The organism is Tumebacillus sp. BK434, assembly GCF_004340785.1.
Lineage (GTDB): Bacteria > Bacillota > Bacilli > Tumebacillales > Tumebacillaceae > Tumebacillus_A.
Map to the genome: position 1 here is coordinate 475,423 of NZ_SLXS01000004.1, position 14,292 is coordinate 489,714.

Sequence of the window (14,292 nt, forward strand, 5' to 3'; positions counted from 1 at the left end):
CTGGATTTGCAAATCAAGATCAAAAAGCTTTTCCATCTGGGATATCCCCCTTTTTACAGAAAGGTGCCGCACATGTTCTCGCAAGTAATGTAAGAAGTAATGAAGGTCGCTGAAGCGTTTACTTCGATAACTTGAACTTGAACGTCAAGATCAAACAGTGTTTCCATCGTCGTGTCACCTCCTTTCGAATTTTATATATTATATTTTAATTAAAATATAATTCATAATAATTGTTGTGTCAAGTTTTACTTTTAGTCAGATAAAAGCGACTCCACAGCACCCGAGCGGGTGCTGTGGAGTCGCTAGGCAAGTATTTTAATTAGAATTCGTCGCAAACGAATGCGCAGGAACCGACAGCAGTTTCGATGTAATCGAGTTCACCGTTCACTTGCGAGATTTGCACGTCAAGATCGAAAATCTTTTCCATGACCAACCCCCCTCTCATTTCGTAGTCAGGATCGGTGAAGGAATTACTAGTACGGTTCGCAAACAAATGCGCAAGATCCCACAGCGGTACGCGCTGCTTCTGCTTCGTGCGCCTCATGCGCGACTTGCACGTCAAGATCGAATAAGTTTTCCATGTTCTGCACCTCTTTTCTTGAGAGTTTGACTGTATTTCAGCTGTTATTCTTTAGTTAAAATATAATTCATAAGGAAGGGCATGTCAAGTTTTAGTATCAGAAAATTATAAAACTTTAGCTAGTGAAACTTTTCCTTTTTCCGGCTCGGCAGTATATTAGATGATAAGACTTGTCAGTCATTTCAAAAAGGAGGCGAACGATTGTCGATAAACACTGATTCAAACAGAAAATGCCCGGCTGTTGCATAGGCAACGGCCGGGCATTTATCTGCGTTTGATGAGCGGAGCTGACTACGGCTTCTTCCAGTCTTTTTTGAACTTCTCCGGGTTCTTGTTCACTTCGATCATCTTTTTGACGATGGTCAGGAAGATAAACACGAACAGGGCGCCGACGAAGCCGATCACCGCAAACAAGGAGGCGTAGTTGAGCAGTCCGGATGCAAACGGGCCGGCAAAACCGCCCCAGATCAGGCCGAGTCCGAGGTAGGAGTACAAGAAGGTCACGATCATCGCCCACCACATCGAACGGCGGGTCTGCATGATCAGCGTGACGATTGCGCCGAGGATCAGGATCGTCCCCGGATTGACCAGTGCGACTTTGACGGTCGTATAGGAAGCGGGCAGAACGGACAAGTCTCCGCGGTTCATGTAGCCAAACGGCACGAACAAGAGCGGGATCATAGCAAGGCCAAGCAGGATCAACAGTTTATAACGCATTTTCATACCGATACGGTCACCTCATCCCTCATCTTATCACAGGTGCGGCTGCAGACTCTGCAACAATTCTGCGAAATCGTCCGGGTACGGCGCTTCCGCTTCCACCAACTGACCGGTGATCGGGTGCGGGAAGCGCAAATAGCGGGCGTGCAGCGCCTGCCGCCCGATCCGCTCCGTCGGGCCGAAATAGAGCTCGTCCCCGAGCAGCGGATGCCCGAGCCAGGCCAGATGCACGCGGATCTGATGGGTGCGCCCGGTGTGCAGTTTGGCTTTGAGCAGCGTCACATCGGCAAACCGCTCCAACACCCGATATTCGGTCTGCGCCGGTTTGCCGGTTTTGGAGACGCGGCGCCGGGTCGGATGGCTGCGGTCGCGCCCGATCGGCTGGTCGATCAGCCCTTTGTTCGCGGCGACGACACCGGTGACCAGCGCGTGATACTCGCGGGAGATCTTGCGCTCGGTGAGCATCGCGTCGAGCAGCCTGTGCGCGATCTCATGCTTGGGAAACATGACCGCTCCGGACGTCTCCTGATCGAGCCGGTGCAGCACGCGGCACCGCGTCTCCAGTCCCTGCATCTGGTAGTGAAAGGCGAGGGCACCTAGCAGCGTGTCGGACTCGCCCGGTTCGTTGGGGTGCACTTTCATCCCGGCCGGTTTGTTGACGACGAGCAGATGGTCATCTTCATACAGCACGTCGAGCAGGTCGTAGGACATATCGACCCCATAAGGCTCTTCGGGGAACATCACGCAGCGTACGCGGTCGCCCGCTTTTACCACCGCTTCGAGTGCGGCCGGCTCTTTTCCGAGCAGCACCGCCCGTTTGTGCATCAATTCCAGGGCCGCTTTTTCCGGGAGTCCCGCTTCCGCCAGCAGCAGGTCGCCGACGGTGCTGCCCTCCTGCTTTTTGGTGACGCGCAGCTCCAGCCACGGCCCGTTTTTTTCAATCGACATCGCGAAAACACCGTCTTTCTGAGAGCAATACAGATTGTTCTATTTTAGCAGACTCGACCCGACCTGCAAAATTGGGCTCGGCTGCCAGGCACCGCCCAAGTCCTCCTGTCGTATCTTGGGAGGGAAGAAAGGGGTTGGAAAGTGATATGTCAGATAAAACGAAAATCAAAAAGATGAAAATTGCTTTGGTGCTTGACGCAGAGGCGCGCTGCAAACTGCAAGAGCTGCTCGCCGGAAAATGCGATACGGTGTATTTGGATGAAGTCTGTTTCGACCATTTGAAGATTGAAAAGCTGAAGAACGACTGCTTGAAAATCGGGGACATCGAACTGAAGCACGGGAAGATCGAGTGTTTGAAGCTGGAGGCTTCCGCAGACGAATGCTGTTGACGACTGAGGCTGGAACCGTACATGATGCGGGACCGGCCTTTTTCGTTTATGATGGAAGAGAACGGAAGAAGGAGGGGACCATGATGAAAGCGATGCCGCCGCTGCAGGTGATCTATGACGGACATTGCGGGATCTGCCGCGCTTCTGTCGGCAAGATCGAGCAGCTGTTCGGAGATAAGGTGCGTCCGGTTGACTTTCGAATCGTGCCGGTGGGAGAGATACACCCGGAGCTCAGCGAAACGCGCTGCCAGGCGCGGCTGCATGTGATCGAACAGGGGAAGGTCTACGGCGGGGCGGAGGCGATGGTGCGGGTGCTGCGCCTGCACCGGGGCTGGCGCTTGATCGTCTGGCTCTATTACCTGCCGCCTTTGGGCTGGCTGGCCGAAGCCGGATATCGGCTGGTGGCGAGCAACCGGTTCCGCCTGTCCAAATGGCTCGGCCGCGACCTGCCGGACTGCGGCGAGGCCTGCTCGATTCGCAAGCCGGACTAGCTCTTTTGCGGCCGCAGCAGCCGGTAGCGCCGCCCGCGGATGGCGATCGAGACGAACAGATCGTCGCCCGCCTCCATCGTCTGGCGGATGCATTCGATCGTGTGTTGGCAAAAGTACCACGGCAGCTTGCTGCCTTCCTGCTCGACGAGCCGCAGAAACGGGGGCAGTTCCTCCTGCAGCAGGTAACCGTAGCGGAGCAGGGTTTTCGGCTTGACCGGCTGGTCGAACAGATAGCGGCCGTGTGTCAGGCAGTTCCAATAATCGCGCAGCAGGCTGCCCCTTTGGAGCTTGCGCCAGGCGTCGTGGTAGTCGACCTGATAGTCTTTGTCATCGAAAATCTTTTGATAGGACGGCAGCACCTGCACCACTTTGGTGATCGCATCATTGTACATGTCGTCGCTGAACGTTTCATGATACAGCAGTCCGTCTTGCAAGATCGCTTGCACGACAGTATACAGCTCCGGATCCCGGTACAGCAGAAGCTGTGCCTTTTTCAGTAGCAGCCGGTCGTTCGACCCGACCGCATCATACAGCTCGCCAAGCCGAAACGAATAGTAGTAGATGCTCATCTTTGCATCCCTCCCCCATTCATCTCCATTCTTTCTAGTCTTCTCTGGGATCACAATCACCATTCCGCTCCTGCCTACATAGTCTGACTGTGAACTGTCAGTGGTTGAGGAGGGGACACAAGGTTGGCAAAAGAAAAAGAATTGACATACGGACTGGAAACATTGGCTCCCGGCATCGACCTGGAGGACGTCTACGGACTGAAGATTCTCGACGCCAAAGAAGTGCGCGCCGTTGTGAAGATCGAGACCGACCGGGGCACGTTCGCTTTGAAAAAGGTCGGCCATAAGCCGGAGAAGCTGCAATTTATGTATGAAGCGCAGGAGCATCTCTGGAACAACGGGTTTCAGAAACTGCCCCGCTTTGAAAAGACCCGCGACGGCCGCCCGTTTCTGGAGGCGAAGGACGGACTGATCTTCCTCAACAACTGGATCGCCGGCAAGGAGAGCAACGTGAACGACGAAGCGCAACTCAAGCAGATCGTCCGCCTGCAGGCGCAGCTGCACCAGGCGTCGCGCGGGTTCACCCCGACCGTGCGAGCGCACATCAAAACGCGCTGGGCCGGCTGGATCGAGCGCTTCGAAGAGCAGTTGGCCGACCTATACCGCGTCTACGAGCTATACAAAGGCCAAACGCCGCAAAATGAGCTGGAAGCCACGTTCCTCGAAACGGTCGAACCGATGCTTGAGATGGCCGAACAAGGTATCGCGCTGCTGAAAGCATCGCCCTACCCGGAGGTGCTGAAGCGCGAACGGCAGCTGCGCGGCTTGGTGCACGGCGACTTCACGTACCACAACTTCATTCACACGCCGGACGGCGACATGCAGGTGATCGATTTCGACTATTGCGCCCACGAACTGCGCGCCCACGATTTCGCCCGCTTTATGCGCAAGATGCTGCGCCGCACCGACTGGTCGGTCGAGATGGGCGATCTGATTCTGAACACCTACCATGAGGTCGACCCGCTCTTTGAAGATGAGCTGCAAGTGCTGCGCGCCGTGCTGTATATCCCGCAGCGCTACTGGCGGGCGGTGGAGCGCGGGTTCCTGTCGAACCGCTACACGCCGGAAGGGTCGATCAAGAAAATGCGCCAGGAAGTGGCCCGACTGGACAACTGGAAGCGTTATCTCGACGCGTTTCCGACCCGACTCTAAGCGGGGCGAGGGGGAGCGGAGATGGACGAATTGACAACTTCGCAAGTGCTGGACCTGTGCGGGTTCGCGCCCGATGTGCTCGATCTGTATGACCTGGAGGTCATCGAAGCCGCGCCGGTGCGCAAAGTGGTGCGCTTCTCCACCCCGTACGGGCGGTACGCGTTGAAAAAATTCAACCTGACCCCCGCAGAGCTGCATTTTTCCCTGGCCGCGATGGAGCATGTCAAGGCAAACGGGTTCGCGGTGCCGGGCGTGGTGAAGACGCGCCAAGGCGACCTGTATGCCGAGCGGAACGGAGCCTGCTACTTCGTGATGGAGTGGCTGAACGGGCGGGAGAGCAAGTACGACCATGTGCTCGACCTTGCGCTCGCCGCCCGCGGCCTGGCCCGCTTTCATCTGGCCGCGCAAGGCTTCGAACCGCCGGACTGCGCCGGGAAAGAGCAGTGGGGGACGTGGACGGGACATTTTTTGGAACGGATCGGGGAGCTGCGCGACTGGACGGTGCTGGCCGAGCAGGGCGGGTCGGTGTTCGACCGCATGTTCGCTGAGCAGGCCGCATATTGTATCCAAGAAGCGTCGCGTTCCGTGGAGCTTCTTTTGTCGTCGCGCTACGAGGAGATCACGAAGCTGGAGCGCGGCCTGAAGGGCTTTTGTCACCACGACTACGCGCACCACAACGTGCTGATCACCGGGGACAAAAACATCTCCCTGATCGACTTCGACTACGCGCTGTGCGACATCCGGGCCCACGACCTGGCTTCGCTGATCCTGCGCAACATGAAAAGTGTCAAATGGGACAGCCGGACGGCCTATTTTATCGTCAAATCGTATTTTGAAGAAGCGAAGCCGCACGAAGGCGAAGAGCGCCTGCTGCATGCGATGATGCGGTTTCCTCAGGATTTCTATGAAGCGGGTTATTTCCATTATGTCACCAAAAACCGCCCGCAGGAGCATCTGGAAAGCAAACTGCGCAAGTGGACGGAACAGAAGGAGCGCCGTGAGCGGTTCCTCGGGGAATTCGAAGCGGGGGCCCGCTATGTGCTGAAGTACGGCAAGATCCGGTAGTACGCTGCATGAAGGGGTGACAGGATGAAAATTGGTCTGGACGCGCGCGGTGCCATCTGGTACCGGGGAACGGGAATCGGCACGTACACCTACCAGTTGATCAAAAACCTGTATGTGCATGACAAGAAGAACGAATACCGCTTTTTCTGGCCGGGCGATGAGTTTAAGAACCTCGACCCGATGGCCGACGAAGTGTTCAATTCGATTGAGCGGAGCAAGGATAAATTCTGGGAAGAGGTCCATGTCCCGATGAGCGTGGAGCAGGAGAAGATCGACATCTACCACGTTCCGCAAAACGGCATCGGCCTGCCGCTGAAAAAAGGCTGCCTGAACGTGGTGACGGTGCACGACCTGATCCCGTACATCTACCCGGAGACGGTCGGCAAAGGCTACCTGCGCATCTTCTTGCAGGAGATGCCGCGGATCATGGAGCAGTCCGATCTGATCATCACCGTGTCGGAGCACTCCAAGCGCGACATCCAGCGCATCTTCCAGGTGCCGGAAGAGAAGATCGCTGTCACGTATGAAGCGCCGGAGAGCGTCTACCAGCCGATCGACAAGCAGGCGGCCAAGGCGTTTGTCAAAGAGCGCTTTGGCATCGACCGCCCCTATGTGGTCTACCTCGGCGGCTTTTCCCCGCGCAAAAACGTCAAAGGGCTGATCAACGCCTTCTACGAGATGCAGGATCAGATCCCGAAAGACTACGCCCTGGTGCTGGTCGGCAAAGAAGCGCGGGATTATGACGACACGGCGATGCTGGTCGAAGCGCTGCGCCTGCAGGACCGCGTGATTTTCACCGGGTTTGCTGCCGTGCCGGAGCTGCCGCATTTGTACAATGCAGCCGACCTCTGTGTCTACCCGTCGTTTTATGAAGGATTTGGCCTCCCGCCCTTGGAAGCGATGGCTTGCGGGGTGCCGACGATCACGTCGAACACCTCGTCGATCCCGGAGGTGGCGGGCGATGCAGCGCTTTTGATCAACCCGCACGACATGTACGATCTGGCCGAGAAGATGGCGGCGGTGCTGAATTCGCCGGAACTGCGTCAGGAGATGAGCCGGAAAGGGCTCGCACAGGCTGCGCAGTTCAGCTGGGAGCGCTGTGCAAAAGAGACGTTGGCGGCGTATGAAAAGCTGTATGCGCGCAAGAAATCGGCTTTCTCCTGACGAGCACCCTGCGGGGTGCTTTTTTACGTGCAGGCAGCACAAAGTCATAATCGTACAGGCACTCTCATAAAGTGAAAGTGTCGTACTATGATCGAACGATAGAAGGAGGGGACTCTTAGTGAGCGATGCGGAAATGATTCCATCGATTCGCATTCATGTAGATCAGCAGCTGCAGCTCGACGCGGTGAGCGGTACGGAAGACGTGGAAGACGCAACCCTGGCGACAGAGATAACCGGGTTTGATGTAGAAGATGATGCGTACGTCCTGAAAGGGGCTTTGTCTTTTACCGGATTTTTGCGGCAAGAGGACGCGGCTTCCCTGTCTGAGGAGCTGCCGGATGCGCTTGATGACCGGGACGTATTTGAAGCGGGCGACGATGTGCCGGAAGCGCATGTGATTCCGCTGCACCACCGCATGCCGTTCGTCCTGCAGGTGCCGATGGCCGCCCAGCAGGCGCACCAGCGTCAGCATGGCATTTTGGATGTCAACCCGCGCATTGGCACATGGAACGCGCACGTATTGGGCGAAGGCACGATTCATCTGCGCGCTGAGCTGATCATTCACGGCTTGTCCGGCGGAGAAGGCTATGTGTTCCGCTGCGGCACGCAAGAAGAAGGCGTGTCGGCGCAAAAATTAGATCAGCTGCTGGACAGCGACGAGTCGCGCCATTATGAAGCGCCGAAGCTGGAAGCGGAAGAAGATTTTGAACCGCCGTTTGAACCGGCATGGAATCTGGAGCAGGCGGCAAGATTTGCGGAAGACGATGCGCTGACACCGCAAGCGGCCGAAGAAGATGATTGGGTGATCGAATCGCCGGCCGGCACGGCCCGCGAACAGGAAGCGGCGTTCCTCCGAGCGGAAGGAGCGGCGGATGAAGAGGAGGATGAGATCGTGTTCACGCCCGATCCCAACCTCGTCTTCCCGATGCCGCAGCCGGGCAGCGAATGGGCCCGCCAATTGGAAGAAGCCGATCCTGCGCCTGCGCCGCAGCTGTCATTTGGCTATGACCAGACGCCGACAGCCCACCCGTTCACCTCGCCGCAGCAGGATTTTTTCGGCCGTCAGCCGTTCAGCTCGGAGATGGTAAATCCGTCGTTCGCTCCGGACAGCGCGGTGTCCAAATATGCGCCGCCCAGCCAGCAGACGCCGCTGGTCGCCGACGCGGTGCTGCCGCCAGAACCGCTAATGGAAGCACAGGTGGAAGTACAGGTGGAAGCACAGGTGGAAGAGCGGGAGACGGAAGACGATGCTGAAAATGCATTTGTGCTGGAAGAGGCGCGCAGCGAAGGCGCGGCCAAAGCTGTGCCGATGCAGGAAGTGCAAGACGTGCAGGTGATCGATGTGACGGGGCTCGTAGAGACTGAAACGGTCGAAGGGGTGCTGGTAACGGTCGACCACGAGGAGCAGCATGAAGCGGAGCATCACGATCATGAACATCATCATCATGACGAACACCACCATTACCCTCACCATCACGACGAACATGGCGACCGTCCATTTGAAGCGGAATATCAGTTCGAAGATGAAGTGACCGATGTCCCTGCGCTGCTTCCGTCACACGAGCAAAATGCGCTGGTCTCCGTCGGGCCCAAGCTGTCGGTCGGCTCGAAGCTGAGCGACAAGCAGGAAGCGTCGCCGATCAAGCTGTCTGCGCTGCTTGGCGATTCCCGCGCCGATGCGGCCGGCGAGTCCTCCTCGTCTTCCTCGTCCTCTTCATCCCATGCAGGCGCACAGCACCACGAGGAGAGCTATGTGCACGCCGTGCATGAGTCCTCATCGCACCATGCGGAGACGTATGCGCCTGTGCATACGAAATCGCATGACGAAGACTCGTTCTGGAGCGATGTGCTGACCAGCCAGGAAGAGCAAAAAGTCACGATGAAGTTCAAGATCGTGCAGCGAGAAGAGACGCTGTCCGGGCTGGCGGAGCAGTACCAGACCTCGGTCAGCGACCTGCTGCGCGCCAACAACCTGCAAGACCAGAGGCTGGATGTCGGCCAGATTCTCTACATTCCTGCCGCGAGACGCTAATTGACATGGAAACAGGCTGACCTCCCGTCCGCCTGTTTTTTCGTCTACTCCTAGGCACGGACGCATAGGCTTGAATCAAGAGTCAAGGGAGGGGAGACGTATGCAAAGCGAACAACTGGATGCGATCGTCGAGTCGGTGCTGCCCCGCTACGGCATTGGCGTTGCCGGGGTGCTTCCGCTCGATGAGCACACGTTGTTAGTCGATACAGAACACCGCGGCATCAAGCGGCTGCACATCGATACGGAAGAACGGAAGGTCGAACGGCGCCATGCCTTGTGGGAGCATCTGGCCCAACAAGGGTTTCGCCGCGTGCCGCGCCACATCCGCACGCTGTACGGAGACGCGCTCGTGCGCCATGGCGACCTGATCTGCACGCTCAGCGATGATTGGGAAGGGCGGACGCCCGACCTCTATCCGCTCGACATGCGGCTGTGCGGGCGCAATCTCGCCCGGCTGCACCAGGCGTGCCGAGGGCTGAAGCTGCCGGAGGGGATCGCGCTGCCCAAGCGGCACGGGACGTGGAGCGAGCGGTTTGCCAAGGCGGGCGATGAGCTGCAGGAGCGCTTTCACGCCTGGTCGGAGCTGCGGCAGCACAATCCTTTACAAGAGCGCTTTGTGGCGCACTACGAGTGGATCGCCGAGCAGATCGGCCGGGCGGTGGAAGGGCTGTCGGCCGGCAGGTATGAGGAGTTGGCCCGCCTGTCGGAAGCGGACGGCGAGTTTGCTGTCGGGGACTATCGTTTGAGCGATCTGCGCATCGACGCGGAAGGGCGGATCGCCACTTTGCACATCGACGATGCGCTCGCCGACCTGCCTTTGTACGACGCGGCGAAATTCGCGCTCGGGTTGTTGGAGCGCGGCGAGCAGGAGATGGCGCGCGTGTTCCTCGACGCGTACGGCGAAGAGGCGGAGATGACGCAGCAGCAGCTGATCGTGCTCGACGCCTATCTGGCCTTTCCGCACGCCGCATACCGCCACCTGTCGCAGTACCAGCGCTTAAAGCGGGGTGCCGAAGTGTTTGCCGAGCGGCTGGAGGGCGCGGTCTATGCGGCGCAGAACCGCCAGCCGATGGTCTACGGCGCGGACGGAGCGCGGTGGAGCTAACCGGGTGACACGCGCGGGGAGAGGAGGTCGATCGACATGCTGTACGCGGTGATCCTGGCCGGCGGGGTCGGCAGCCGCTTCTGGCCGAAAAGTTCGTCTGCCAACCCGAAGCAGTTTTTGCAGATCTTTGGGGACAAGAGCCTGCTGCAGACGACGGCCGGCCGCGTTCGCCCCTTGATCCGGCAGGACTGCGTCTATGTGGTGACGAACGACCGCTATTTTGACAAGATCCGCGAGCAACTGCCGGAGCTGCCCCCGGAGAACCTGATCATCGAGCCGGAAGCGCGGGAGACGGCTGCCGGCATCGGGCTGGCTGCCGTCCGGCTGGCGCGGCGCGACCCGCAGGCGGTGATGGCGGTGCTGCCGTCCGACCATTTCATCGGCTCAGAGCAGGATTTCCGCCGCTGCCTGTCATGGGCGGCAGAGTTTGCCCGCAATCACAAGATGCTGGTGACGTTCGGCATCCGCCCGACCGAGCCGAAGACAGGCTACGGCTACATCAAGATGGATCGCCTGCTCGTCAATGACAACGGTCGGCGGGCCTACCATGTGGCGGAGTTTACGGAGAAGCCCGATTTTGACCGTGCACTGCGCTTTCTGCAGTCCGGCAAGTATTTATGGAATTCGGGGATGTTCGTCTGGCGCGTGCAGGAGATCCTGCAGGCCTACCGCCGCCATATGCCGGAGATGTACCAGCACCTGGCGCACCTCTATGAGATCCTCGGCACGCCGGACGAGAAAGCGATCATCCGCGAGACGTACGCCAAGATGGAGAAGCTGTCGGTCGACTATGCGATCATGGAGAAGGCGGACAACGTCGCGGTGATTCCGGCCGATTTTGCTTGGGACGATGTCGGGTCGTGGCGGTCGGTGGAGCGCTTTTTGAGCCAGGACAATGCGGGCAATATCGTCAATGGGCTGCATGTCGGCATCGACACATCGCGGTCGATCATCGAAAGCGAAGACCTGCTGATCGCGACGATCGGCGTGCGCGACCTCTTGATCGTGCAAAGCGACCGGGCGATTCTCGTCGCCGACAAAGAGCGCGACCAGGAGATCAAAGACCTGGTCAGACGGATTGAAAAACGAAACTTGCGAGAGTTTCTGTAGGGGGAGGCATCATCATGGGGAAGAAAAAAGAGGAGAAAGAGCTGCAGGAGATGTTTGATTCCTTTGGCGCCGATCCGGAAGTGCTCCGGGAGTGGGATCTGGCGATTGAAAAGATCAAAGCGGTGCGCGGTGTGCTGCGGATCAAAGCGCCGGGCGGCTACCGGGCGCTGAAAAAAGTCAGCGCGACAGAAAGCCGCGTCCGCTTCGTGCAGCAGGCGGTCGATCATCTGGCGGGGCGGGGCTTCCCGAACGTGCCGCGCTTCATCCGTACCAAATACGGCGATCCGTACGTGGTGCATCCGACCGGCATCTATTATCTGACCGACTGGATGCCGGGCAAGGAAGCCGATCTGAAAAAAGCGAAAAACGTCTTTCTCGCCGCCGAGACGCTCGCCAAGCTGCACAGTGCCGGGGCAGGGTTCGAAGCGGACGGGTTCGGGCAGGAGACGCGCGAAGATTTCTCGGCGCAGTGGGGCCGGTTTCAAGCCAAGCTGCAGAGCTATGACACGAGCCTCGCAGACCGCCGTGAGCAAAATGCGATGGAGGACGCCTACCGGACGCACCGCAGCGAGTTGAACAAGATGATCCACCACGCGGCGGAGCAGTTGGCGCACTCGCCGTACGGGCAGATTCTGGAGTGGGCGCGGGATAACAAGACGATCTGCCACGGCTCCTATTCGCGGCAGAACCTGATCGTCGACAAAGAGCGCATGTCGGTCGTCGACTTCGACCATTGCCATTACGGGCATCCGGTGCATGACCTTGGGGCGTTGTTGACCCGCTATATGCCGCGCTATGAGTGGGACGCGGCGATCGGCTTTTCGATTCTCGACGTGTACCGCGCCGTACGCGAAGTCACCGCTGAAGAGATGACGGTGCTGGCTGCCTATCTGTCCTTCCCGCAGCGCACCTTGGATGTGGTGGAGGCGTATTTTGAGCGCACGCGGGACTGGGATGCGGGCAAGTTTGCCAACCGGTTCCGCAAGCAGTTGGCGCTCGACGAAGGTCGCGAGATGTTTGTGCAGGACCTGATCGCCCGCTATGGGTTGAACCTGACGGCGCCGTCATTTGCGCCGCATCTGGAAGCCCTGGAAGAGTATGATGACTTGGAAAGCATGGAGTCCTCCTCCGTCGAGACCCGCGATGACAGTTGGGAAGCGCGGGAACACCGCGCGGTCGATCGGTCGGAACAAGTCTCGGTGCAGGTCGAGGAAGAGACGCCTGACGTGGCGCTGGTCAGCCACGGCGACGAGTATGAGGAAGAGCGGGAAGATGGGGAGAGCAGAAGCGAACCGCCCGTGCGCTACACCATGCCCCGTGCGAAACAGCCGCGCAAACCGCAAAAGCCGGGACCGTGGCGTCCGCGGTACTAGCAGCACCCCGGCCGTTGATCTGTCAGGATCAGCGGCTTTCGTTTATAATGGGAGGTATTGGTGTGAAAGGGCGGTATTAACAATGGTGATGGATTTGCAAACCGTGATGGCACGACTGGAAGAGCTGGGCACTGAACAGGCGCGCAAGACGTACCTGCGGCACGGACTGGGCGAAAATACGTTTGGCGTTTCGTTTGCCAACATGAAGGCGCTGGCCAAGGAAATCAAGAAAGACCAGGCGCTGGCTGAACAGCTGTGGGAGACGGGAAATTATGAAGCCCGCAACATGGCGACATTGATCGCCGACCCCAAGCAGGTCAGCCCAGAACTGCTCGATGCGTGGGTGCGCAGCGTGAACTCGCATTCGCTGACCGATCTGCTGACCGTCAACCTCGCCGGCAAGACGAAGCACGTCCGGGCGCTGATGGAGCTGTGGATCGGTGAGCAGGACGCCGAGTTTGTCGGCCGTGCCGGCTGGCAGATGCTTGGGCAGATGGCGCTGAGCAAAGAGGCGTACCCCGATGAGCTGTTCGTGCCGTATCTCGCGGTGATTGAGCAGCGGATTCACAGCAGCAAGAACCGGATCCGGGAAGCGATGAACACTACCTTGATCTCGATTGGCGGGCGCAACGATGCGTTGGAAGCGCTGGCAATCGCCGCAGCCAAGCGGATTGGCGTCGTCGTGGTCGACCACGGCGACACCGCCTGCAAAACGCCCGACGCCGTCGCGTACATGCAGCGGATGAAAGAACGGAAGTTGGCGAAGGCCAAGCGCTGAGGAAGATGCCTGCAGGAAACGATGGGGAACTGCACGCGATAAGATGTTCAAAATTAAAGGATCAATACAACCATGCTCCTCCCGATCGAAGCGGCGCTGTAGCATGATGATCCGCTGATTCACCTGTTTTGGAAACTGTGGAACGATACTAAGCAACGCCGGCTTTCGTAGGCGATAGAATCACGAGTATTCCCCGGGAAATGAGTCGTTCGACTCATGTGGTAAGTGGTTCGTATTTTATAGTGGGAAAATTGTCCTAGTTCGTGAAGGGAAGGAGGGATTCAATGGCTGATCAGCTGCTTTTTTCTATGCGCTCAGCCTATCCGTCCTGCTGTTGTGGACATGAAAAAGACACCGTGCCCATTGGTCGTAGCCCCGTCAAGTAGACAGTAATAAAGGACACGTATTATGCAGCGAGCGCTTTCCGGTACTCAACGGGGGAGCGCTCGCTTAATTTAGTTTGGAAACGTGAGTTGTTATAGTAGTTGATGTAGGCGGCGATGTTTCTCTTCGCGACCTCGTAGCTTTCCGGCTTATTAAGGTAAATCTCTTCTGCCTTCAAATGCGAAAAGAATGACTCTATACATGCGTTATCAAAACAGTTGCCACGACGCGAATTGCTCCCAATTAGACCGAGACTTGCGATCCGATTTGCATACCCCTTTGAAGTGTATTGGAAGCCCTGGTCTGAGTGTAGAATTGCCCCGTAAACTCCGGGTACCTTTGAAAGCTGATCCAGAGTTGCTCGCACGAGCTCCAGGTCGTTTCGTTTGGAGATCGACCATGCAATCACTTCGTTGTTAAAGAGATCAATCA

General features: G+C 57.9%; 16 protein-coding genes. 10 read left to right on the forward strand and 6 right to left on the reverse strand.

The window, feature by feature from the left end; genetic code table 11:
• Positions 1 to 53: 53 nt before the first annotated feature.
• The 4 genes from EV586_RS21865 to EV586_RS13590 form a co-directional block, all read right to left on the reverse strand.
• Positions 54 to 167, reverse strand: a complete 114-nt coding sequence (locus tag EV586_RS21865) for an FDLD family class I lanthipeptide (RefSeq protein WP_207893907.1) — start codon at positions 165 to 167, stop codon at positions 54 to 56.
• A 306-nt stretch (positions 168 to 473) separates the two neighbouring features.
• Positions 474 to 581 (reverse strand): FDLD family class I lanthipeptide, encoded by a 108-nt coding sequence (locus tag EV586_RS21355; protein ID WP_207893908.1) that lies wholly within the window; start codon positions 579 to 581, stop codon positions 474 to 476.
• A gap of 290 nt (positions 582 to 871) precedes the next feature.
• On the reverse strand, positions 872 to 1,303 hold the full coding sequence (locus EV586_RS13585; protein ID WP_132945650.1) for a hypothetical protein: 432 nt from the start codon (positions 1,301 to 1,303) through the stop codon (positions 872 to 874).
• Positions 1,304 to 1,333: 30 nt separating this feature from the next.
• A complete protein-coding gene (locus EV586_RS13590) occupies positions 1,334 to 2,248 on the reverse strand; it encodes an RluA family pseudouridine synthase (RefSeq protein WP_132945651.1) in 915 nt (304 codons plus the stop codon).
• A gap of 146 nt (positions 2,249 to 2,394) precedes the next feature.
• Between EV586_RS13590 and EV586_RS13595 the strand changes: the two genes are divergently transcribed.
• Together EV586_RS13595 and EV586_RS13600 are read left to right on the forward strand one after the other, a co-directional pair.
• On the forward strand, positions 2,395 to 2,637 hold the full coding sequence (locus EV586_RS13595; protein ID WP_132945652.1) for a hypothetical protein: 243 nt from the start codon (positions 2,395 to 2,397) through the stop codon (positions 2,635 to 2,637).
• Between the two features lie 83 nt (positions 2,638 to 2,720).
• Complete coding sequence (locus EV586_RS13600) at positions 2,721 to 3,128, forward strand: thiol-disulfide oxidoreductase DCC family protein (RefSeq protein WP_165898596.1); 408 nt, start codon at positions 2,721 to 2,723, stop codon at positions 3,126 to 3,128.
• Here EV586_RS13600 and EV586_RS13605 read toward each other — a convergent pair.
• Positions 3,125 to 3,697, reverse strand: coding sequence for a hypothetical protein (locus tag EV586_RS13605; protein ID WP_132945654.1), 573 nt, complete (start codon positions 3,695 to 3,697; stop codon positions 3,125 to 3,127). The genes EV586_RS13600 and EV586_RS13605 overlap by 4 nt on opposite strands.
• A gap of 123 nt (positions 3,698 to 3,820) precedes the next feature.
• On the opposite strand from EV586_RS13605, the gene EV586_RS13610 reads away from it, so the two are divergent.
• From EV586_RS13610 to EV586_RS13645, 8 genes are all read left to right on the forward strand, one after another.
• Positions 3,821 to 4,849: a CotS family spore coat protein gene (locus EV586_RS13610; RefSeq protein WP_132945655.1), complete on the forward strand. Its 1,029-nt coding sequence runs from the start codon at positions 3,821 to 3,823 to the stop codon at positions 4,847 to 4,849.
• 21 nt (positions 4,850 to 4,870) lie between these two features.
• Complete coding sequence (locus EV586_RS13615) at positions 4,871 to 5,914, forward strand: CotS family spore coat protein (RefSeq protein WP_132945656.1); 1,044 nt, start codon at positions 4,871 to 4,873, stop codon at positions 5,912 to 5,914.
• 24 nt (positions 5,915 to 5,938) lie between these two features.
• Entirely contained in the window at positions 5,939 to 7,078 is a 1,140-nt protein-coding gene (locus EV586_RS13620) for a glycosyltransferase family 4 protein (protein ID WP_132945657.1), read from the forward strand.
• 118 nt (positions 7,079 to 7,196) lie between these two features.
• Complete coding sequence (locus EV586_RS13625; RefSeq protein WP_132945658.1) at positions 7,197 to 9,110, forward strand: LysM peptidoglycan-binding domain-containing protein; 1,914 nt, start codon at positions 7,197 to 7,199, stop codon at positions 9,108 to 9,110.
• 100 nt (positions 9,111 to 9,210) lie between these two features.
• A complete protein-coding gene (locus EV586_RS13630; protein WP_132945659.1) occupies positions 9,211 to 10,215 on the forward strand; it encodes an aminoglycoside phosphotransferase/kinase family protein in 1,005 nt (334 codons plus the stop codon).
• 36 nt (positions 10,216 to 10,251) lie between these two features.
• Entirely contained in the window at positions 10,252 to 11,325 is a 1,074-nt protein-coding gene (locus EV586_RS13635) for a mannose-1-phosphate guanylyltransferase (RefSeq protein WP_132945660.1), read from the forward strand.
• Between the two features lie 14 nt (positions 11,326 to 11,339).
• Positions 11,340 to 12,698, forward strand: a complete 1,359-nt coding sequence (locus EV586_RS13640; RefSeq protein ID WP_132945661.1) for a CotS family spore coat protein — start codon at positions 11,340 to 11,342, stop codon at positions 12,696 to 12,698.
• Positions 12,699 to 12,786: 88 nt separating this feature from the next.
• Positions 12,787 to 13,476, forward strand: a complete 690-nt coding sequence (locus tag EV586_RS13645; RefSeq protein WP_132945680.1) for a DNA alkylation repair protein — start codon at positions 12,787 to 12,789, stop codon at positions 13,474 to 13,476.
• A gap of 406 nt (positions 13,477 to 13,882) precedes the next feature.
• Here the strand turns inward: EV586_RS13645 and EV586_RS13650 are convergent.
• A partial coding sequence (locus EV586_RS13650) for a DDE-type integrase/transposase/recombinase (protein ID WP_165898597.1) occupies positions 13,883 to 14,292 on the reverse strand: 410 nt, incomplete at its 5' end.

Bases quoted from the DNA above. Each gene is read 5' to 3' on its own strand.
- EV586_RS13635 (WP_132945660.1), top strand. From the start codon at position 10,252: ATGCTGTACGCGGTGATCCTGGCCGGCGGGGTCGGCAGCCGCTTCTGG.
- EV586_RS13600 (WP_165898596.1), top strand. From the start codon at position 2,721: ATGAAAGCGATGCCGCCGCTGCAGGTGATCTATGACGGACATTGCGGG.
- EV586_RS21355 (WP_207893908.1), bottom strand. From the start codon at position 581: ATGGAAAACTTATTCGATCTTGACGTGCAAGTCGCGCATGAGGCGCAC.
- EV586_RS13630 (WP_132945659.1), top strand. From the start codon at position 9,211: ATGCAAAGCGAACAACTGGATGCGATCGTCGAGTCGGTGCTGCCCCGC.
- EV586_RS13595 (WP_132945652.1), top strand. From the start codon at position 2,395: ATGTCAGATAAAACGAAAATCAAAAAGATGAAAATTGCTTTGGTGCTT.
- EV586_RS13640 (WP_132945661.1), top strand. From the start codon at position 11,340: ATGGGGAAGAAAAAAGAGGAGAAAGAGCTGCAGGAGATGTTTGATTCC.
- EV586_RS13620 (WP_132945657.1), top strand. From the start codon at position 5,939: ATGAAAATTGGTCTGGACGCGCGCGGTGCCATCTGGTACCGGGGAACG.
- EV586_RS13645 (WP_132945680.1), top strand. From the start codon at position 12,787: ATGGATTTGCAAACCGTGATGGCACGACTGGAAGAGCTGGGCACTGAA.
- EV586_RS13615 (WP_132945656.1), top strand. From the start codon at position 4,871: ATGGACGAATTGACAACTTCGCAAGTGCTGGACCTGTGCGGGTTCGCG.
- EV586_RS13605 (WP_132945654.1), bottom strand. From the start codon at position 3,697: ATGAGCATCTACTACTATTCGTTTCGGCTTGGCGAGCTGTATGATGCG.
- EV586_RS13585 (WP_132945650.1), bottom strand. From the start codon at position 1,303: ATGAAAATGCGTTATAAACTGTTGATCCTGCTTGGCCTTGCTATGATC.
- EV586_RS13590 (WP_132945651.1), bottom strand. From the start codon at position 2,248: ATGTCGATTGAAAAAAACGGGCCGTGGCTGGAGCTGCGCGTCACCAAA.
- EV586_RS21865 (WP_207893907.1), bottom strand. From the start codon at position 167: ATGGAAACACTGTTTGATCTTGACGTTCAAGTTCAAGTTATCGAAGTA.